This window comes from Xanthocytophaga flava (assembly GCF_030068545.1).
GTDB classification, from domain to species: domain Bacteria; phylum Bacteroidota; class Bacteroidia; order Cytophagales; family 172606-1; genus Xanthocytophaga; species Xanthocytophaga flava.
This window is the reverse complement of sequence record NZ_JASJOR010000012.1, coordinates 133,370-153,772: the sequence shown is the minus strand read 5'-3', so window position 1 is coordinate 153,772 and position 20,403 is coordinate 133,370. Positions and strand designations below refer to the sequence as shown.

Below are 20,403 nucleotides of genomic sequence, written 5' to 3'. Positions count from 1 at the left end.
AAAACTGATATTTTCAAAAAAATAGTTTGTATACTCAAACTACTCAAGTAACATATCAGAAATACAATTACTATTCAGATGCAGAAAAAAGAGAAAAGTTGCAAACTCCTGTAAAAAAATTAGCGGGTGAAATCCAAAAAGATTCCACCCGCTAAGTCATAGGGGTAAAAGAAGTAAATTAACCTCTTATCGTTTCCATCGGAAGATAGAGATCACAAACCCTATCAGCATTACAATAGATCCAATCCAAAGAATATTTATATAGGGTTTTTCGATTGCTTTTAGAATAATAAAATCTTTCTGTGTACGACTTACGCCAAATGTAAACTCTCCTGTAGCAGGATTTACATTTAGGAAAGAAACACGCAGACCCAGGTCATTTATTGTCTCAGACATTTGTCCAACCATCCGATCTTTAATCACAAAGGTTGGTTGTGCAATGTATTCCTGTGTTTTACCCAAAATGCGAATGTTGGCTTTTACAGCTGCATCGGAGGAAGTTAGCATAATACCTGGTACATCTGTTACACGTGTCACATCGTCCAATACAGCTACATAATCATTCAAATATAATGTATCGCCTTTGTGTGCTGTAAACTCTTCCGGTTTACTCCATTCTTTCTTTTCTCCTGCCATACCTGGATCATAGTTTACGAATGTATACAGATCACGGCGGGGTTCTTTCTGAATATCCGGGGATATAGCGTATCCACCCATTTCTCCATTTTTCTGAACCCGCGGATACAAAGTAAATACTCGGCCATCTTCATCGCGGTATTCTACTTCATAATATGTATTTTCCGGATACACACGTACTGTATCTCCTTTCTGATAATATACTTTTCCTTCTTTCTCAATAGAATTTGTTGCCACAGCTCTGAAAGGAACATCCGCAGATCCCAACAACTTAGGATCTACATACCCGGGAACGCCTTTTACTTCAGCCCGCTTACCCTTATAGGTCACGATATATTTATCCATACGGGTAGGTTCGTTGATCCAAAGCAGTGTATTCTCTTTGTTTTCTTTATTATCGTCTTTTGTAAAATCTTCCCCACGAGAATACATCAACCCAGTCATATTTAGTGAAACTACTTTTGAATAACCGGATGAAAACAGGATTCCAATCAACATCAGAGCAACACCCATGTGAGATATGGCTCCACCAGACAGCTTATATCCATTCCGGATGATCATCCATAAAATACGACCATTAACAATAAGAGAGAAAGATGCTGCATATAACAAGATAATATATTGCCACTCAGCAACTTTGGCCACACTGGCAATTAATGCAGCTAATAACAAAGCAATTAATAATGGCATGACCAACCAGTTCAACGACTTAGCTGACTCATACCGCTTCCACCAGAAAAACTGTCCAATAGCGGAAAGAATAGCAATTACAATAAAGAACCAAAGTTGAAACTGTGTATAAAACTCAATCTGATCAGCAGGAGGAGCTACATTAGAAACAGCTCCAAATAATTCTACAATTTTATTCCAGACAGGAATAGAAGTAGGGACTAATACCTGAAATGCAGCCAATCCCAGTACTGTAATTCCCATAAAGATCCAGAACTCACGGGTATATACAGCCAGTTCGGCATCGGCAGAAGGAATACGTTTCCATTCCCGGATCATCAGAACAATAGCAATGAATGTAAATACCAGCAAATAAATCAGTAACTGGCCTGATAATCCAAGATCGGTGAAGGAGTGTACTGAAGCATTGCCCAGAATACCACTACGCGTGATAAAGGTAGCATAGAGAACCAGAATAAAAGTAGAAACAACCAATATTAACGAAGCTTTCAGCGCTGTTCCATTTTTGCGAGCTAACAACATTGTATGCAAACCACCTACTAATGTCAGCCAGGGAATATATACACCATTCTCTACAGGGTCCCAGTTCCAGTATCCACCAAAGTTTAGTGTTTCGTATGCCCATACACCTCCCATGATAATTCCAGTTCCTAGAATAAATACGGCAAACAAGGTCCAGGGCATAGCAGGTTTAATCCACTCCGTGTATTTTCTATACCATAGTCCAGCAATAGCAAAAGCGAAAGGTACTAATGTGGCTGCATACCCCAGGAATAAAGTAGGTGGGTGAATTACCATCCAATAATTCTGCAATAGGGCATTCAATCCGCTTCCATCTTCAGGGATAAAGTTAGGTTGAGTTTTAAAGATAGGGGCATCACTCATAGCATCCCGCAACAGGATAAACGGAGAAGATCCAATCTTTATATTTAGACCCGGTATTACCACACCCAGAATCATAGAAGCCAGGAATGCCTGGACCAGCATGAATACAGTCATAGCAGGTGCCTCCCATTGACGATTCGCAAAGATAAATACCAGTCCCAGCAATACATGCCAGAATATCCATAGAAGAAAACTTCCCTCCTGCCCTTCCCAGAAACAAGCCAGAATATATTTGGTAGGCATGCTCAAAGAAGAGTGGTCATAGGCGTAATAGTATTCAAAGTAGTGGTTAATGATGATAAAGAATAATATAGCAACTACAGCCATTACGGCGGTAAAGTGAGTAAAAAAAACGGCGCGAGAAAATCTGCGCCACTGGTTTACTTCCAGAATATCTTCTTTGCGGCTCATTTGATAATACCCATATGCCGCAATCAGAGAAGAGATAAAAGACAGAATAACGGCAAAATGCCCAAAGTTACCTATACCTTCGTGAATCATAATATAGTTTCAGATTTTGGATTCCGGAGGTCTGTTATTAATACATATTACCAGAATCCAATGCAATAATTAGTTTATAAACTTGCCTGCGAACCAGCCTTCTCTGTTCCTTTGATTTCTGTTTCCTGATACTTGGAAGGACATTTCATCAGAATTTTCTCTGCAATAAACTCATTGTTCTGCATATGTCCAATCACTACTACCTGCTCAGATCGTTCAAAGTCCTGTGGTTTGGGATTGTCATATACAACGATTGTTTCTTTGTTATCTCTGTCGATTAATTTGAAAGTAAAGTGATTAGGATCGATTTCTGGCTGATAACTCATTTCCAGAATATTGCCGGTAGCATCTTTTTTCAGCGATCCCACCACATGTACTTTAGTAGATTTACCACTGGCAGCCATGTCAGCAGCCTCTTTGAAGGTAACATAGGTACTTACATCCTTTGTGGTTGACACAATCACAGCGATTGCCACCACGATAACAATAATGCCAATAATATGAGTAATTTTCATGGGAAAACAGGCAAGGTGTTTTATATAATACTAAAGTGAGACCTTATTTTTCTTTTAATTCTTTTTCTACTCTGGAGATTTTACGATCTGTAGCAAATACAAAAGCAAGCAGTCCTATCATAACTACGGCAGCAACAGCTACTACCACATAAATCATTCCATTTGCACGCATGGCATCAGCCATTTCTATATCACCTCCCGCATTCTGAGCCCATAAATTAGTGGATGCCAGTATAGCAACCAATGCAACTATTAATTTCTTACACATCGTATGATCTAGTATTAACTCTATTTCTAAAACTATTTTCTTTGAAAAAACTATCCATTAACAGCCATTTTTTCTGATAGGGTATGCTCTACCATACGAATCCGAATACGTAGTGAAGCAATCCACAATCCTAACAAAGTCCATCCGAAAACGGCCGGATAAAATACCTTCCTTAAATTATTGTCCAGATCATAGGCACTGAACCCTGGATTTCCTCCTTGTCCCGGATGCAAGGAGTCTACTCCTTTTAATCTTGGAAGGATATATAGTAAAGGAATCAACATTCCATAAGCAAAGATATTATAGATCGCACTGATTCTGGCACGTTGCTGCTGGTCAGGTAATGATCCCCGCAAAATCAGATACGCTAAATAAATCAGCATAGCTACAGCGGCACCGTTCAGTTTAGGATCTTGTACCCACCAGTCACCCCATGTAAAACGGGCCCAGATACTCCCTGTAGTAATTCCCAACATACCAATCACTATCCCAACATTGGCTGTTTCAACAGCAAAGTCATCATTTTGAGGGGTAGGGTTGCGCAAATAGCGGATGGAGTATACAACAGAAAAAGTAAGGATGATCATCATAGCAAACCACAATGCCACATGAAAGTTCATATTGCGGATGGTTTCATGCAAGATAGGCAGTTTGGGAACAGGCATTAAGAAGCCACCTAAAATGGTGTAAAGCAACAGAATAACTGTCAGAACTTTCCACCACGATTTATAAAATAATGCTATCATAAAAGAGTATCTCAGAGAAAGGAACAACTATCAGAAGCACCAGTCAGAACAATATCTGGTAAACTCTGTTGTTACACAAATAAGTTGACCGCAAAGGTACAACCAAAATAAATGCGAAACGCCAAATAATTCAAAATCTGAAATGACAGAAATCATTTTTTGCTATCTGAAGCGTAAAATAGTCGAGTTCAGCTGATATTCTGGAGATGATAAGTGGAAGTGTAAGTATTTTTACCTTGGCAGATTAGTAACTTCCTTTAAAAGAAACGAGCTCAACTAAAGATTTATTTTAGAAACCGAAGGCCAATCGCTCCAATAAAACTGACATTGCGTCTGGATTAGCCTCAACATATTTCAGAAATTCCTGATAGACATATTTTTTGACTTCCTTTTGCATTGCTGGCATATCTAATTCCCATTTTGCACTCCCAGCAAACATCAATTCCTCTCCTCTAACACCTGCAATCAAAATCAGTTTCTTTTTTAGCTCATTTGGGGTAATTTTAATTTTCTTTCCCTTTCTTTCAGCAATTTCCTTGATAACTGCCTGTATACCGGCCAGGATACCACTTTCTAAAGAACCGCCCCGTATTAAATTTGCCTCATTGGCATAAGTGGCAATGTAGGGAACTTCAAGCCAGCCATCTATAACAAAGCTAATCTGGTAGAAATACTTTCCTATACTGGTCTGCAGATCCAAACGAATACCATTTTCAACATCATCTATACAGGTGGCAACTCTAAAATCCAGCTCATGCGCTACTCCTCTGGGATATGTATATAGATTATGTTGTGGTTGATCATTTCGAAGATCTGTACTTGTAATCTGAGAGGAAGGATTTAAAAACGCGTATTCTCGTAACCGCTGATTTATAAACTCATAGTTCAAATCCAGCTTTTTGAAAATCGTTCTGTCAATCTTAAAATTGATAATAGTATAAGGTGTATCTGTATTGCCTGAAATATTCACAAAACTATAAATTCCATTCCTGGCACCTAGTCTTTTACCGCCTGACAGGCTCCAGATAATTCCACTGAACTTTTCACTTAACGCAACCAGGTAGACTATTCCCATTTTCTCATGTGGGATATAAACCATATCTTCGGGTCTATCAAAAATAATATCTACATCTACTACAGGTAGTAAAAGCCTGATCCAATCCTGTTTACGGAACTCAATGGTTATTTTTCGTTCATTAACATTAGTAATCATTAAGTCACTTAAAATTGATTCGAGAATGTTCCTGAATCCCCGAAATAAAGTGTCACCAATATAAAGGTGTGTTCTTTTGCGAATTGACTCAATTAATGAACGTTCCATTCTGGAAAAAATCTGGACTAAAGAGGGAATAAGAAATGAGAGAAATAAAAAGAATCAACTCTTCCACAAATAGGGAAACAACATATAGGACAAAGCTACTACAATAGCGTTGAGTGCCAGTAATGTGTTTAACTCATCCATGATTACTGATCGATCCAAGCCATCCATTGCATTGCGGGAAACCTTGATGAGCATCAGTAGCATAGGTAGAATAATAGGAAAGCTCAGAATAGCCATCAGTACACTATTATTTCCAGCTTTAGAAGCAATACCCGATACCATAGTAAGTGTTGAGGCAAATCCGAAACTACCCAACAGAATAGTAAATATAAATAAGGGCTTGTCATCAACCGGATTGCCTAACATCATAGCATAGACAAAATATCCGATCAAAGCAATCAAACTCATTAGCAACGTATTGTATATAATTTTGGAAAGAATGATAGCCTGGGGACTAGCCAACGTATAATAATAAAGTAGTCGTCCGGCACGTTCTTGCATAAAACTCTTTGCTACAGCACTGACAGCAGTAAATAATAAAATAATCCAGAACAAAGCGTTCCAGGTAGGAGGACTGATACCTTCATTACGGGAGCTGAAACTCAGATAACAGATCAGAACGGTACTAACAATATATAAGAGCATGCCATTCAATGCATACTTTTGCCGCCATTCCAGCAGCACTTCTTTACGAATCAGATAAGCAATTTCCCTAATTACAATCATGGTTGGATAGAAATTTCTCTTTCTGGCATAGTTCTCTATATATAGTATTAACAGACCAAAGCAAAACGAGAAACGAAAAACTTATTTTTTTCTAAATACTGGCGTAACTTTGGGCAAAGATACATTTTGTGAGTGAATAATAGGGATAGCTGTTAACACTCTGACAACAGAATTAACTTATTTGCAAATTGACACCTGAATGGTACTCCCTTTCCTGGTTTTCACCCGATACGCTACGTAGTTTTACATGGGGTCAGAAACTCTTTTTGTATGGACTACTACTTATCCCATTTTTATTTACAGTACGGTGGCTATTATTTGTTCGCTTTCGACAGAAACTGGCACTTACAATGCCCGGCAAACGATTTTACTGGTCATTGACAAGTCTGTTACGATTTATACCAGATCTTCTGGTTTCACTGGTCGTTGCACTGATAATTATCGCATTAGCTCGTCCTCAACGTATCAATCAGCGTGTTGAACTCTCTTCCATGGGCATAGATATTATGCTGGTTATGGATGTGTCCCGTTCCATGCTGGCTCTTGACTTTCAACCCAACAGACTGGAAGTAGCGAAGAAGCTAGCTAAAAACTTTGTCAATAATCGTTTTCAGGACCGGATCGGTGTGGTAGTATTTGCAGGCGATGCCTATTCACTAGCTCCTTTAACAACAGACTATGACTTACTGAATCACTTGCTTGGAGATATCAATCAAAATATGATTCAGAATCCCGAAACAGCCTTGGGTACTGCAATCGCGGTCACTATTAACCGAATGCGGGAATCCAACTCCAAATCAAAAGTTGCTATTATCATCAGTGACGGTGAAAGTGCAGCTGGCAATATAGATCCTCTTACAGCTGCCAGACTAGCCAAAGTAAATCAGATCAAACTATACACCATTCTGGTTGGACGTGAAGGAATGGTACAGGCTGTTAACTCAGACGGCAAAATTATCCAGCAAAATAATACGGTTGATGAAACCATCATGCGTGAAATATCGCGAATCGGAGATGGACGGTTTTATCGCGCTTCCAATGCAGCTGCTTTACAAAGTATTTTTAAGCAGATCGATGCCTATGAAAAAGCTCCTATTACAGAAGCACGTTACAAAGACACAGAAGACTTTTATCAGATATATCTTCGTTGGGCTCTGGTGTGTTTAGTAGCTTGGATAGCAACCAAGTGTACCTTTATGAATAACATTCTGGAAGATTAACTTCACTTACGATCAGGCTTCTGATAGATTTCTAATCCTCATATCTATCAAGTTATTTTCTTCCCAAACCAAATTTCAACCAGACCACCGATCATCTATTGATAGAATCAGAACTCTGATACTGTTGTCATTTTATCAAAGATCTGATTATTCTCTTCTACTATCAGTATGCTGATACTCTTATATACATTCCACATCATTTATTTATATTTCATCTGAGTTTTTAAATATTTCTTCTTTAATTTCTCTTCGTACCGACAAAAATTCTATATTGTCAGTATCATTATTTTTCTTGTTGCTATGATTAATAAAGTTGTTACCAACGCAGATGCTGCCATTGCTGATGTTTTTGATGGTGCGATACTTATGCTTGGTGGTTTTGGATTGTGTGGCATTCCGGAGAACTGTATTGCAGCACTGCTACGAAAAGAAGTCAGAAATCTGACGTGTATTTCCAACAATGCAGGTGTAGACGATTTCGGGATTGGACTGATGCTTAAACAAAAGCAGGTAAAAAAAATGATTTCATCTTATGTTGGTGAGAATGCAGAATTTGAACGTCAGTTGCTTTCCGGTGAACTTGAAGTAGAGCTCCTTCCTCAAGGAACCTTAGCAGAACGTATTCGAGCAGGTGGTGCAGGTATCCCTGCATTTTTCACTCCGGCTGGCGTAGGTACAGAAGTAGCACAAGGCAAAGAAACGAGAGAGTTTGATGGAAAATTATATCTGATGGAACGCTGGTTACGCGCCGACTTCTCCATTGTAAAGGCATGGAAAGGAGATACGGCAGGCAATCTGATTTACAAAGGCACAGCCCGTAACTTTAACCCAATGATGGCAACAGCAGGCAAGATTACCATTGCAGAAGTAGAAGAACTGGTTCCAGCGGGTCAACTGGACCCAAACCAGATACATACTCCAGGTATTTATGTAAAGCGTATTTTTCAAGGATCTAACTATGAAAAACGCATTGAACAACGTACTGTTCGCAACTAATCTTCCGTATCCGAAACAAATTATGTATGCTTGATAAAAATGGAATTGCCAAACGAATTGCACAAGAAGTTCGAAATGGTATGTATGTAAATCTGGGTATTGGTATTCCAACCCTGGTAGCCAATTATATTCCTTCCTCTATTGATGTAGTATTACAATCCGAAAATGGGTTATTGGGAATGGGGCCATTCCCTTATGAAAATGAGGTAGATCCGGACTTGATCAATGCAGGGAAACAAACTGTTACTACACTCCCGGGCTCTGCGTTATTTGATTCGGCAGCCAGTTTTGCCATGATTCGGGGAGAACATATTGATCTTACCATACTGGGTGCAATGGAAGTTTCAGAAAATGGAGATATTGCCAACTGGAAAATTCCCGGTAAGATGGTTAAAGGTATGGGTGGAGCGATGGACCTTGTTGCCTCTGCACAAAATATCATTGTAGCTATGCAACATATCAACAAGGCTGGTGAATCTAAGCTATTGCCTCAATGTACTCTTCCCATCACAGGATTACGTTGTGTCAAAAAAATTGTAACAGAGCTAGCCGTACTGGATATAGTACCACAAGGTGGATTTAAACTTCTGGAACGTGCCCCTGGTATATCTGTCGATGAAATTCGAAATGCCACTGCTGGAAAGTTAATCATAGAAGGAGAAATTCCTGAAATGGAAATAGTCTAATCAGTAGACAAGTATTCTTAAATAAACCTTTTATACTCTTTTATGAAATAATCTGCTGCTGCAAGGATTTTATGCCTATTCATCTATACATTCCTTTACAAAAAACAGTATCTTGCGGGTCGCATTCAATGTAATCCACTCATGTTTTTTGATAAGGTAAAAAATAAGCAATCAGGTATTTTGCTTTATGGGATCACTCCTCCCAAAGCACAAAACACTTCAGAAAAGACACTGGAGATTTCACAAAAACGAATTGCACATATACAAAGCCTGCCTATCGATGGTATGGTCATCTATGATTTGCAGGATGAGTCGAATCGTAATTCACAGGAACGACCTTTTCCGTTTTTGCCAACTATCGATGCTTATAATTATACAACCTCTTATTTGCATGAACTTGCTATTCCCAAAATAATTTATCGGTCTGTAGGCAAACTTTCAGAGGAAGACTTATCAACCTGGGTACAGGATATTCAGCAACAACCCTGTGCAACTGTTTTTGTAGGGGCTCCATCCAGAGATCAGGTAACTCAACTTAGACTGTCAGAAGCTTATGATATATGGAATACACACAATCAGAATGCTCTATTAGGAGGTGTTACCATCTCTGAACGACATCAGAGTGGTCGAAGTGAACATTTGAAAATAGTTCAGAAGATGGAAGCAGGTTGTTCATTCTTTATTTCTCAGTGTGTATACAATGTAGAGTACACAAAAAATGTATTATCTGACTTATATTTTTATTGTCAGTCTCATCAACGTCCAATACCTACCATTATTTTTACATTAACCACATGCGGTTCCATAAAAACAATTGATTTTATGGAATGGTTAGGCATTCATATGCCTATCTGGCTAAAAAACGAATTGGCTAACTGCCAGAATATTCTTCAACGTTCAGTAGAATTATCGTTACATATCGCCAACGAACTGGTAGCATTCTGCAAGGACAAAGGCATTCCTTTCGGATTTAATGTTGAAAGTGTTTCTATACGTAAAGACGAAATTGAAGCTTCCTTATATCTGGTAAAAGAAGTAGACAAAATATTGACAACCAGCGGAGCCAGAATATCAACAAACTCTCTGGTCACAGATACAAGAGCATAAAAAAAGGGCAAAATGCCCTTTTTTTATGCCTCGCTGGTTGGCGTTTCGTCTGTTGCAGTCGCTAACTCTGTATCATCTTTCCTTCGACCTGTAAGCCATTTCCACAAAGCAGACACCCCACCAATAACTGCTACTGCAATTATTTTAAAAAACTTACCAACAAAGGCTAGTATACCTACCTTTGCCAAAACTTTTCCTGCTACTAATCCACCAACAGTATAAGCGGCCACTTCATCCACATCTGGATTAAAGTCAGAGTACTTATATCCATCTGAAAACTGAACAATGTTCAACACTTTGTCTATATTCTTATTGATGACAGGCAATTCCTGCATAGAACCAATTGCATTTAGTATCAATACCCCTTTACGTCCGAGAATACGAACATTATAGTTAAGTGTATTTACTTCTTCATCACCAAATTTGAGTTCCTTGGCCCAATGCAGGATTTTTCGATTTTCATCGTAAAAAGGTTTGTTAGCCCATCCTACAAGTTTAATCGGCTCGTATCCTTGTTCTTCACGTTCTTTATTTGCCTCAACGGCATCATTCTGCATTTCTTCTAACAATTTCTCGTAATTAATGTCATCAGCATCATCATCTTTCACATATCCCATTTCATCATACTGAATGTCGAATGCCCATGTTTTTTCGCCCAGAACACCCTGATCTTCAGGTACAATCAAACCTAAAGTAGCTTGTTTGGGATTTCCCCATAGTTCTGTCAGGACATATTCTGCCTGTTTAGGATCCAGGTATTTAAAACCTGCAGGAATAATTAACTCACCAATTCCACCTTCCAGTTTTATTTTACCATGCTGATATTTAAGTGAATGCTCAATTGAGTCAATTTTAGCCTTGTATATAGCAGTAGAATCAACGTCTGTAGCCTTACTTACCAATGAAACAAAAAGTAATAAAACTCCTCCCAATAATGTGTAATAGTTTTTCCTCATGAAAATATAAATTTTTAAGACAGTGAAAATTTCCCATTTATTCACATACCGGACAGAAAGTAAACATTACTGATCATTTAAAATATTTAGACTATTTTTGTAGTTCAGCTGGTCAAATGAACCTGAGCGATTTCAATAGCGTTTAGACAAAAACCTTAACCTTATACCTGTGAAAAAATCAGAAATACATTTTGATGTAGTATTGGACAATGACAGTGTTCCGGAAAAAATTCACTGGCATGCTACTGATAACCCTAATGAAGGTATTGACGAAACCAGAGCGGTTTCTATTGCGATATGGGATATGTATCACAAAGGTACAATGAAAGTAGACCTTTGGACAAAGGAGATGCCTGTTCAGGATATGAAACAATTCTGTATTGATATTATTGGGACACTAAGTGATACAATGCTCAGAGCTACCGGAGATGAGAAAATGTCAGATGCAATGAATGACTTGTGTCATTATTTAACAGAACTATTGAAGAAGGAAGCAGAAGAACAAGGGCAATAAAAAACTGCCTGGCAAAAGTAATTGCCAGGCAGTTTTTCTTTATTCCATCTATTAATAATTTTCCATCCAGGATTCGTCTTTTGTCTCCGGAGAGTTTTGTGGAGGTTCTTCTTTGTCTTTGATTTCGTCTTTCTTCTGAGGAAATAACAAAGATGCGCCAATGCTAATTACCAGAATAGCTAAAATAATGTAGAGTGAATATTGCGTCTTGAACCCAATCTCCTCCAGATAGTGATGTGCCAGCATCTTGCCTCCTATATACAACATCAGAAATGACAACCCTACCTTCAGGTAATGAAACAGGTGCATGATATTGGTCAGAAAGAAAAACATAGACCGCAATCCCATGATAGCAAATATATTGGAGAAATAAACGATATAGGGGTCTTTGGTAATAGAAAAAACAGCAGGTACAGAGTCTACGGCAAAAATCAGGTCTGTAAATTCGATTATGAGTACAACCAAAAATAATGGAGTAAGCATTAGCTTATGGTCTTTTCTTACAAAAAAGTGATTTCCAACAAAATTTGGTGTGACTGAGAAGTATTTTGAAGCAAATTTGACGACCGGATGATTGTGTGGCTCAATCTGCTCATCTTCATTACGGTTGATAAACATCCGGATTCCGGTAAATACCAGAAAGCCTCCAAACACATATAAAACCCAGTCTGCTTTCTGAATCAGGCTACTTCCTAAAAAGATAAAGGTGAAGCGCATCACAATAGCGCCCAAAATCCCCCAGAAAAGCACTTTCTTGTAGTAAATCTCCTTTACATTGAAGGAACTAAATATCAATAACATAACAAAAATATTGTCCACAGACAATGCATACTCCATCAAATATCCCGTGATAAATTCAAGAGACATATTATCCATGTACAGCCGCTTATTCAGTTCAAAGTCTGTAGTAGAAAACTTTACATGTTCTGAATACTTTTCTTTTATAGAAACAAGTTTAGCATTGGTATCTATGTCATGGATCAGATAGCCATAATTGTTCAGAAACACATAAAAAGCTAGTGCAAACATTACCCACACAGCACTCCAGGCACCAGCTTCCTTAAAGCTGACGATATGACTTTTCCTGCTGAAAACGCCCAGATCCAACAAAAGCATCCCAATAATGAATGCATTAAAAAGTAAAAAGAAGGTAACTTCGTTTGAAATCATGCAGAAAAAAATAGTTGTCGGATTAGTAAAAATAGTAAAAACTGCATTTCGATAGGTTTCTTTTAATCATTTTTAGCCGAAATCTACCTCATATCTAATATAAATCCCAATCAATACATAAAATAAAAACACATGCCTGCTCAAACTATTGGCGAACAAGATTGTATTCTCTAATTTTGCAGCCATGTATAATAATAAAAAAGTAGTTATTGTATTACCGGCATATAATGCCGCTCTTACATTAGAACAAACTTATCGCGAAATACCGTTTGATATTGTAGATGAAGTTGTATTGGTAGACGATGCCAGTCCCGACAATACTTTAGAAGTTGGAAAAAAGCTGGGAATTAAAACCATAATCCGACATGAACAAAATAAAGGATATGGTGGCAATCAGAAAACCTGCTATGCTACTGCATTAAGTCTTAATGCTGACATTGTTGTAATGTTGCATCCAGACTATCAGTATACTCCCAAGCTAATTACAGCTATGGTATCCATTATTGGGAACGAATTATATCCGGTAGTTTTTGGTTCCCGTATTTTGGGTAAGGGAGCTCTTAAAGGTGGTATGCCTATGTATAAGTACATAGCAAACCGCTTCCTGACTCTTTCTCAAAATATCTTAATGAATCAGAAGCTATCTGAGTATCATACAGGATATAGAGCATTCTCTGGCGAAGTCTTACGGAGTATTGATTTAACCCCTAACTCTGATGACTTCATTTTTGATAATGAAATGATTGCACAGATTTTCTACAAAGGTTATGAGATTGGAGAAGTTACCTGTCCCACTAAATACTTTGAAGAAGCTTCGTCCATAAACTTTTCACGCAGTGTTACTTATGGATTAGGTGTACTCAAAGTTTCCCTGTTTTATTTTCTGACCAAGATAGGTTTGATGAAATGGAAACTGCTGAAATAATAGTTGTATCAATAGCAGGTAAATGAATTACCTTTACCTGCTATTGGTCTGTTAATTATCAACAGGTATCTTTTCTGATTTATTAGTAGCTCTGTGCTCCTGATACCAGTTGCAAATACTGGGCAACGGACATTGGCTACACTTAGGTTCAGCCCATTTGCAAACACGCTGTCCATGCCAGTAAAAGTGTTTGTGAAAATTAAATAATACTTTGGGTTCTTTGGGTAACAAAGACAGTAATACAGGATGGGCCTTATCAGGAGTAACCTTTGATCCAATTACCCCTAAACGTTGGGTAACCCTATGCACATGGGTGTCTACAGGTAATACTGGTTTATGAAAGTTGAACAATAATACCAGGGCTGCTGTTTTTAAACCTACTCCTGGCAATGAATACAGCCATGTAAGTCCTTCCTCCAACGACATTTCTTTCAAAAAATCAATATTTGCCTCTCCCCTTTCCTTAAAGATCTGAGTTAAGATCTTTTGTATGTAGGCTGCTTTTGGCTCAGGAAACTGAGCAGGAGAAAGTGCTTTCACCAATTCTTCGTAAGGTGCATCACGAATTCCTTCCCACGTTCCAAACTTTTCAAACATACGCCAATAAGCTTCTTCTTCATTGGCATGCGTAGTTCTATGTGATAGTACTGTTGAGATTAATTCTCGCATAGGCTCTCGCCTGCTAATCAATTCCTGTTCACCATACAACGTTTGCAGGCGTAAATGGGCTTCCCATAGTTTCTGCTCTACTGTCATAGGATCAGTCAGCAGATTATCTCTATTTTCAATCCTTGTCATAGCTGTCCTTTTGTAACAAACAAATAAAAAATCATTCCTGTACAACACATACTTCTAAAAACAAAAAGCCTTCCTACTATAGGAAGGCTTTCAGGATGATATTTATGACAGGATATTTTACTTCTTCTTTTCGCGTTTATAAAACAGAAATCCGTTTTCCTCTCCTATTTTCTTCAATGTATGTATTGTATCTGTTTCTGCTTCGGAAGTGATTTTGGCTACTACATAAACATCTTTATCGATATCCCCATAATATAACCAATCCATATCATGACGTTTGGGATTGGCATGGTTTGGTTCTCTAGGATAAAAATATCGGCCATAACTCCGGAATTTATGTGTTACGACATACGCATCTTTTCCCTGTTGTGCTTCATAAAAGCGCATAGCAGCATCCTGAGAGATCCCTTCGATACGACCAATATATGCTATAAGAGTTGCCAATACGAATACTGCTGTACCAGCAAAGAAGGCAATAGCCCCTTTCATAGTTTCTTCAGGCTGGTTCCGATTCAGAAAACGAATACCTGTTACAATAGCAATAAGAAGTATTATGCCAGGAATGATGCACCACAATGACCAATTGATATTGGCATCCAGGTTAGCTAAGGCAAAAGGATCTTTTTCGACAAAAGGTCTTACTAAATCAATACGTCGTCCTAAAAATGGCAGGGCAATAGTTGCAATACAATATAACGACCCCACTGCAATTAGTCCAAAACGCATCCATCCATTGAAACGAATTTTACCTTCCCACATCTGATAAATGGTTAGTGCAGTCAGGTAGGTCATCGGAAAGTAGCACATGGATGAATAGTGCACGATCTTGGATTTCACTATTGTAAATAGAATCAGTACTACCCAGAATAGAATGATCATCCAACGTTTAAAATCACGCTGATAGTTAAATTGCTGAGGAGTATTACGGAAAGCTCTAAGCGCAAAGATAGAAGCGGGGAAACATCCTACCAGTAATACAGCAAAATGGTAACCAGGGAATCCTGCATGTCCGGCGTCAGGGGTACTGAAAAGACGGTAATTATATTTCATGAATTCATTAATGAACCAGGGGCCATGTTGCCATGTCTCTAACCCATACCATGCCAGAGTCATGACACAGGTCATGAAACTAAACAACAAGAAATGCCAGGCGTTAATGAAAAAGTAAAATCGGTTAATAAGCCAGTACACAAATAAGGTAAGGCAAACAATCAGGTACGCAACAGGGCCTTTGGTAATGACTCCTACTCCAAGCAAAAAACCTCCGAATAACAGATAGCTGTATTTATTCCGGAATAGTAGAATACCAACAAACTGATCTTTTTTCCAGTAAAAAAGAATAATACCCAATAAACCCAGAAATATAAACAGATTGAACCAGGGGTCTATAATACCTGATTTGAAATAGAGGTGCGGCAATACTGACCCAATATATGCTCCTGCCCATAATAGACCAAACCGCACATCGTATAGCTTTGCTCCAATTCTGAATAATAATACCAGCGTTATCATACCACAGATAGCATTGGGAAACCGGGCTGCATACTCTCCGATACCAAAAAGGTGCATGGCAGCCGATTGTAACCAGAAGAAAAAAGGAGGTTTTTCCCAGAATGGTAAAAAATCTACGTGTACCCGTAAATAATCATTTAATACAATCATCTCACGGGATATTTCGGCAAAGTTGATCTCATCCCAGTCAAACAGACGGACTCCACCCAAGAATGGAAGAAAGAACAATCCTGCCACCAGCGCGATCAGGACTGAATACAAAAGTTGTTTATTCAAGTGATGTAAGAGGTTAGCAGTTAAAATAATTAGGGTGTTAAAAAAGGTATATTCACCCTTCCATAACACCCTAATTAGCACTCATTTATTTTTTCTTTCCACTAAAGAAGTTTAATACTTTGCTCACAAAGGCGTCATCAATTCCAAATGTACGCTTTACCGTTGTATATGTAGCAACCAGCTTTTTATCCAGCCAGATCAGAATGGATTTAGCGCCATCCTGTGGACGAGCCTGATAGTTGGTAGAACGTAACTTTGGTGTTACAGACTCTTCTGTAAAATAATACAATGCAATAGATTTGCGGGTCATATCTTCCGGACATAAGATCGGATCAGGCAGACCATGATAAGAGTCTTCATCTGTATTAAAGACAACACAACGATTAAAAATAGGTGAAATCTTTTGAACTACTCCTTTCATCTGACGATCCCATAATTCCAGATCTCCCCTGTATTCTGGTTTCCAGTCTTTGTTAAGGTATACCAGTACATTGACACGTCTGCGCCAGTTACGCTTATGTGGATGCACTGTAAAGTCAGCATGTACGTTCAGGAAGCCATTCCGTCCGGATTGATGCAATCCTCCTCCTTCCAACATGTCATCAGGCAATAGGTTAGGAATGCCTGTCAGTTTGCTTATATATTCAACAAACTGAGGAGAGTTGAGCTCTTGAATAACAGAACGAACAAATGGAGGAAGCATGTCCATTTTGTTCAATCCATGTTTTTTCTCATTTACATGGACATAATGTATCCAACCTGCATCTTTCACAGCAGGAAATTCGGATAATGCTTCGTCAGCAGCCCATTCTTCCAGAAAGTTGTCTAAAAAGATATGGGGATAAGGGGATGCCTGCTGATAGCGACGCTGGTCTTCAGGCAAAGAAGTTTTCCAGCGTTCATAGTTAAATATAGATTTTTGAGCAGTTACGGGAGTATTCACGGATTAGTATAGTTTGTTTAGTAAGACACACACAAAAGTAATGTAATTTGTCAGATTAATGAGCATCCAAACTATTTTGACCTATTGCGGATCAGAGGTCATAACACTTAAAGACGCAAAATATTCTGTTGATACCAGTTTTTGGGATTTCGTTCAAGTAACCGTTCTATAACCAGATACATAAAAACAGTGCTACTTACACCAATCAAAGATCCAGCATAAATATCTGCAAAGAAATGCTGCCCCAGGTATACACGAGAATAAGCAGCCAGAAAAGCCAGCGTAAAAAATAGAAAACCTGACAACTGGTTCTTGAGAATAATACTCAGCAAAGAAAAGACTGCAAAAGCAGTAGTGGCATGTCCGGAAGGAAAACTATTATTGGAATGAATCTCTAACCCTGCCACCCAATGCACTGCATAGGAAGACCCTTCGAATACAGCTTTAGGACGTAAAACATCTGCAAATATAAGGCGTTTTAATCCTTGCGCCACTAGTGAACTCAGAGCAAAGCTACCCAAACCAATTAACACATACCGATACCTGATAAACAAAAACAGAATAATTACAGCAGCGAAGAAGGCTCCGTCTCCTACGTTAGTGAAATATTGAAAAAAGGTATCGGAGAATGGGTGATTAGCTCCATTAATAACTAGAAATATCTGGGTAGGTGACCATAGCACCTGCCAGATTCCTGCTGCAATCAGAAATATTCCATACAGGATAAAGAATACTTTATTTGATTTAAAAACTTCTGCCATAGTGATGTTTGAAAAAACAGACATTCAAAAATAGTGTTCTTCCTGTTATTTTTCCGTTTTAAAGGCACATTTTTTCAGCTAGGAACTAACAAACACCCTGTATGACAAGATATATAGTATTTATTGTCCCACTATTTTCAGAATATGAAACTGCATAAAATTATCCAGTGAAGACACCCGTTTCGTATTATCATTAAAATTCAATGGCTTAATCAGGTATCCCGATACTCCCAGCATCTCCGTCATCTGCCGATCATAATCTTCATATGATGTAGTCATAATAAATACTCTGATAGAAGACAGTTCCGGATCCGGATCACTTCTCAATATTCTGAGAAATTCGATCCCATTCATTCGTGGCATGTTTATATCCAACACAATTACATCTGGAAGAGGATCTATTTTAGGCATGCCATCCCCTCTGAGCATAGCCAATGCTTCAATACCATTATAAGCAGTATATAGCTGATGCTCCATATTGAGGCTATTTAAAGAACGTTGGAAACTAATTACATCCAGTTCATCGTCCTCAATCAGTAAGATAGATTTTACTTGCATATTAATTATTATTTAAACTGGTAAACTTTGGCCATGTGAACGTAAAAACAGAGCCTTCCCCTAATTGGGAGGTCAGCCATATTTCTCCTTCCTGTTCGCCAACAATTTTTTTGACAATAGACAGACCGATGCCAGTACTTTCTGCTTCGTTTTTCTCCCGCAGGGTTTGAAAAATCGTAAATATCTTTTGATGGTATTCGGGTGCAATCCCAATCCCATTATCTTTAACTGAAAACTGATAATATTCCCCCACGTCAATACAATCTATGGTAATAATACAATCTTCTTTCTTACTATATTTTACGGCATTACTTATCAGATTTGAGAATACTTGTTCCAGGTAAAGGCGTTTGGTCTGTAACACAGGCATGGCAGATGGCAGATTTACCTTACAACCGGCAGGTACCAGTAACTCTACAATATCTTGTACTATCTGGCCTACATGTACAATCTCAACAGACTCTGTTTTACGACCAATACGTGCATATTGCAACAATCCATTGATCAGACTTTCCAGTCTTATAATCCGTCCACGCATCTTTGTGTGATATTTCTTCAGTTGGTCAGATAGTTCAGATTCCAAATCTTCTTCTATCCACTGAAGAATATTGTACATCCCTCTTAAAGGAGCTTTTAAGTCATGTGAAACCACATAAGCAAACTGATCAAGTTCCTGGTTTCTTTTTGTAAGGACAGAGAAAGAATGCTGAAGTTTCTGAGACATGACATTCAAGGACAGAGATAATTGAGTCAGTTCGTCATTTTCCTGATCCTTGATAACAGAAAATGTCCCCTGTGATATTTTCTCAGCCAGACTTACCATACTATAAATCCGCCGTGTAATCGTTTTGACAACAAGGAAACCTGTAATAATGGCAATGGTAATATACCCTATAGCTAACGAAGCAGAAACAAAGTTTGTGTATCGGATAGAATCACGAAGCCTCTGCTGCCTCCTGTTACGTACGTAATATTCATATTGATCAAACTCTTTAAACTTTAACGTTATAATGTCATTTAATTGTTGCCCAACTCCCCGTCGTTGCTTTTTTTCAAAAAGATCCATATAGACTTCTTTGCCTTTTATAGTTTCCAGACTTTCCTGTTTGGCTTTAATAAGTGCATTGGCATATTCTATCCATTCGGTATGTAACATGGCAATTGAATCCAGACAACGCAATTGTTCTGCATTACCTTTTACAATCTCCCTTTCTTCCCGGAGTATAGGAGGTATTTCTTTTAGTCCTGCATAATAGGAATCCAAAAAAGTCTCTTTCTCGGCAAGAAGATATCCTCGCAAACCACTCTGCATCTGAATGATGCTTTTGTGCAGTCTATTGGAGTTACGCAAAATGGTTTCGGAACGGGAAAGAAATTCCATGTTACGAATTACTTTATTGGATAACTGATAATTTACGATCAGATCTACAATGGCAAAAAAGATCACAAACCCAAAACCGATATAGATCTTCTGGGAGATTTTCATTCTAAACTGGTGAGTTAAGTCTGATTACAGCACACAGAATATGGACATTCCAAGTGTACAGAATGGAAAAATGAAGAATTTATTGGGCTAAATTAAAGCTGATTATGTTGAAACATAACTTGGCTTTTAGGAGGTGGTTGCTGGCAAAGTAAAAAAATCAGGCTGATAAAACCAAAAATAGTGATAAAAACGAAGCGCTAAAGCCTT

The 20,403-nt window shown here is 38.2% G+C and carries 20 protein-coding genes; 6 read left to right on the top strand and 14 right to left on the bottom strand.

Annotation, left to right across the window (positions count from 1 at the left end; all coding sequences use genetic code 11):
- Window positions 1-186 precede the first annotated feature (186 nt).
- The 6 genes from ccsA (QNI15_RS18575) to QNI15_RS18550 form a co-directional block, all read right to left on the bottom strand.
- On the bottom strand, window positions 187-2,712 hold the full coding sequence (gene ccsA, locus QNI15_RS18575) for a cytochrome c biogenesis protein CcsA (RefSeq protein ID WP_314032954.1): 2,526 nt from the start codon (window positions 2,710-2,712) through the stop codon (window positions 187-189).
- Window positions 2,713-2,786: 74 nt separating this feature from the next.
- Entirely contained in the window at window positions 2,787-3,227 is a 441-nt protein-coding gene (locus QNI15_RS18570) for a cytochrome c maturation protein CcmE domain-containing protein (protein WP_313997460.1), read from the bottom strand.
- Between the two features lie 43 nt (window positions 3,228-3,270).
- Complete coding sequence (locus QNI15_RS18565) at window positions 3,271-3,495, bottom strand: CcmD family protein (RefSeq protein WP_313997458.1); 225 nt, start codon at window positions 3,493-3,495, stop codon at window positions 3,271-3,273.
- 50 nt (window positions 3,496-3,545) lie between these two features.
- Window positions 3,546-4,241: a cytochrome c biogenesis protein CcsA gene (gene ccsA / locus QNI15_RS18560; RefSeq protein ID WP_313982947.1), complete on the bottom strand. Its 696-nt coding sequence runs from the start codon at window positions 4,239-4,241 to the stop codon at window positions 3,546-3,548.
- A 289-nt stretch (window positions 4,242-4,530) separates the two neighbouring features.
- Entirely contained in the window at window positions 4,531-5,562 is a 1,032-nt protein-coding gene (locus QNI15_RS18555) for a hypothetical protein (protein ID WP_314032952.1), read from the bottom strand.
- Window positions 5,563-5,616: 54 nt separating this feature from the next.
- Window positions 5,617-6,288: a heme exporter protein CcmB gene (locus QNI15_RS18550; protein WP_313982945.1), complete on the bottom strand. Its 672-nt coding sequence runs from the start codon at window positions 6,286-6,288 to the stop codon at window positions 5,617-5,619.
- Between the two features lie 188 nt (window positions 6,289-6,476).
- Here QNI15_RS18550 and QNI15_RS18545 point away from each other — a divergent pair, with 188 nt between their 5' ends.
- The 4 genes from QNI15_RS18545 (at window position 6,477) to QNI15_RS18530 (ending at window position 10,297) form a co-directional block, all read left to right on the top strand.
- Window positions 6,477-7,508 (top strand): vWA domain-containing protein, encoded by a 1,032-nt coding sequence (locus QNI15_RS18545; RefSeq protein WP_313997454.1) that lies wholly within the window; start codon window positions 6,477-6,479, stop codon window positions 7,506-7,508.
- A gap of 300 nt (window positions 7,509-7,808) precedes the next feature.
- Window positions 7,809-8,504, top strand: a complete 696-nt coding sequence (locus QNI15_RS18540) for a CoA transferase subunit A (protein ID WP_314032951.1) — start codon at window positions 7,809-7,811, stop codon at window positions 8,502-8,504.
- A gap of 26 nt (window positions 8,505-8,530) precedes the next feature.
- Window positions 8,531-9,190, top strand: coding sequence for a 3-oxoacid CoA-transferase subunit B (locus QNI15_RS18535; RefSeq protein WP_314032950.1), 660 nt, complete (start codon window positions 8,531-8,533; stop codon window positions 9,188-9,190).
- A gap of 141 nt (window positions 9,191-9,331) precedes the next feature.
- Window positions 9,332-10,297, top strand: a complete 966-nt coding sequence (locus QNI15_RS18530) for a methylenetetrahydrofolate reductase (RefSeq protein ID WP_314032948.1) — start codon at window positions 9,332-9,334, stop codon at window positions 10,295-10,297.
- 23 nt (window positions 10,298-10,320) lie between these two features.
- Here the strand turns inward: QNI15_RS18530 and QNI15_RS18525 are convergent, their stop codons facing one another.
- Entirely contained in the window at window positions 10,321-11,253 is a 933-nt protein-coding gene (locus QNI15_RS18525; protein ID WP_314032946.1) for a DUF2167 domain-containing protein, read from the bottom strand.
- A gap of 169 nt (window positions 11,254-11,422) precedes the next feature.
- On the opposite strand from QNI15_RS18525, the gene gldC reads away from it, so the two are divergent.
- Window positions 11,423-11,767 carry a gliding motility protein GldC gene (gene gldC / locus QNI15_RS18520; RefSeq protein ID WP_313982934.1) on the top strand — a complete coding sequence of 115 codons (345 nt, stop codon included), beginning with the start codon at window positions 11,423-11,425 and terminating at the stop codon, window positions 11,765-11,767.
- Between the two features lie 51 nt (window positions 11,768-11,818).
- On the opposite strand, the gene QNI15_RS18515 is transcribed toward gldC, so the two are convergent.
- Window positions 11,819-12,937 (bottom strand): TerC family protein, encoded by a 1,119-nt coding sequence (locus QNI15_RS18515; RefSeq protein ID WP_314032944.1) that lies wholly within the window; start codon window positions 12,935-12,937, stop codon window positions 11,819-11,821.
- Window positions 12,938-13,121: 184 nt separating this feature from the next.
- On the opposite strand from QNI15_RS18515, the gene QNI15_RS18510 reads away from it, so the two are divergent.
- Window positions 13,122-13,862, top strand: a complete 741-nt coding sequence (locus tag QNI15_RS18510; protein WP_313982931.1) for a glycosyltransferase family 2 protein — start codon at window positions 13,122-13,124, stop codon at window positions 13,860-13,862.
- 51 nt (window positions 13,863-13,913) lie between these two features.
- Here the strand turns inward: QNI15_RS18510 and QNI15_RS18505 are convergent, their stop codons facing one another.
- The 6 genes from QNI15_RS18505 to QNI15_RS18480 all read right to left on the bottom strand — a co-directional run bounded on the left by QNI15_RS18505 (window position 13,914) and on the right by QNI15_RS18480 (window position 20,196).
- Window positions 13,914-14,660, bottom strand: a complete 747-nt coding sequence (locus tag QNI15_RS18505; protein ID WP_314032942.1) for an endonuclease III domain-containing protein — start codon at window positions 14,658-14,660, stop codon at window positions 13,914-13,916.
- A gap of 117 nt (window positions 14,661-14,777) precedes the next feature.
- Complete coding sequence (locus QNI15_RS18500; protein WP_314032939.1) at window positions 14,778-16,448, bottom strand: ArnT family glycosyltransferase; 1,671 nt, start codon at window positions 16,446-16,448, stop codon at window positions 14,778-14,780.
- A gap of 85 nt (window positions 16,449-16,533) precedes the next feature.
- Window positions 16,534-17,391 (bottom strand): 2OG-Fe(II) oxygenase, encoded by an 858-nt coding sequence (locus QNI15_RS18495; RefSeq protein WP_313982925.1) that lies wholly within the window; start codon window positions 17,389-17,391, stop codon window positions 16,534-16,536.
- 107 nt (window positions 17,392-17,498) lie between these two features.
- Window positions 17,499-18,152: a phosphatase PAP2 family protein gene (locus tag QNI15_RS18490; protein ID WP_314032937.1), complete on the bottom strand. Its 654-nt coding sequence runs from the start codon at window positions 18,150-18,152 to the stop codon at window positions 17,499-17,501.
- A gap of 120 nt (window positions 18,153-18,272) precedes the next feature.
- Window positions 18,273-18,710, bottom strand: coding sequence for a response regulator (locus QNI15_RS18485; RefSeq protein ID WP_313982921.1), 438 nt, complete (start codon window positions 18,708-18,710; stop codon window positions 18,273-18,275).
- 1 nt (window position 18,711) lies between these two features.
- Window positions 18,712-20,196: a sensor histidine kinase gene (locus QNI15_RS18480; RefSeq protein ID WP_314032935.1), complete on the bottom strand. Its 1,485-nt coding sequence runs from the start codon at window positions 20,194-20,196 to the stop codon at window positions 18,712-18,714.
- Between the last annotated feature and the right edge of the window lie 207 nt (window positions 20,197-20,403).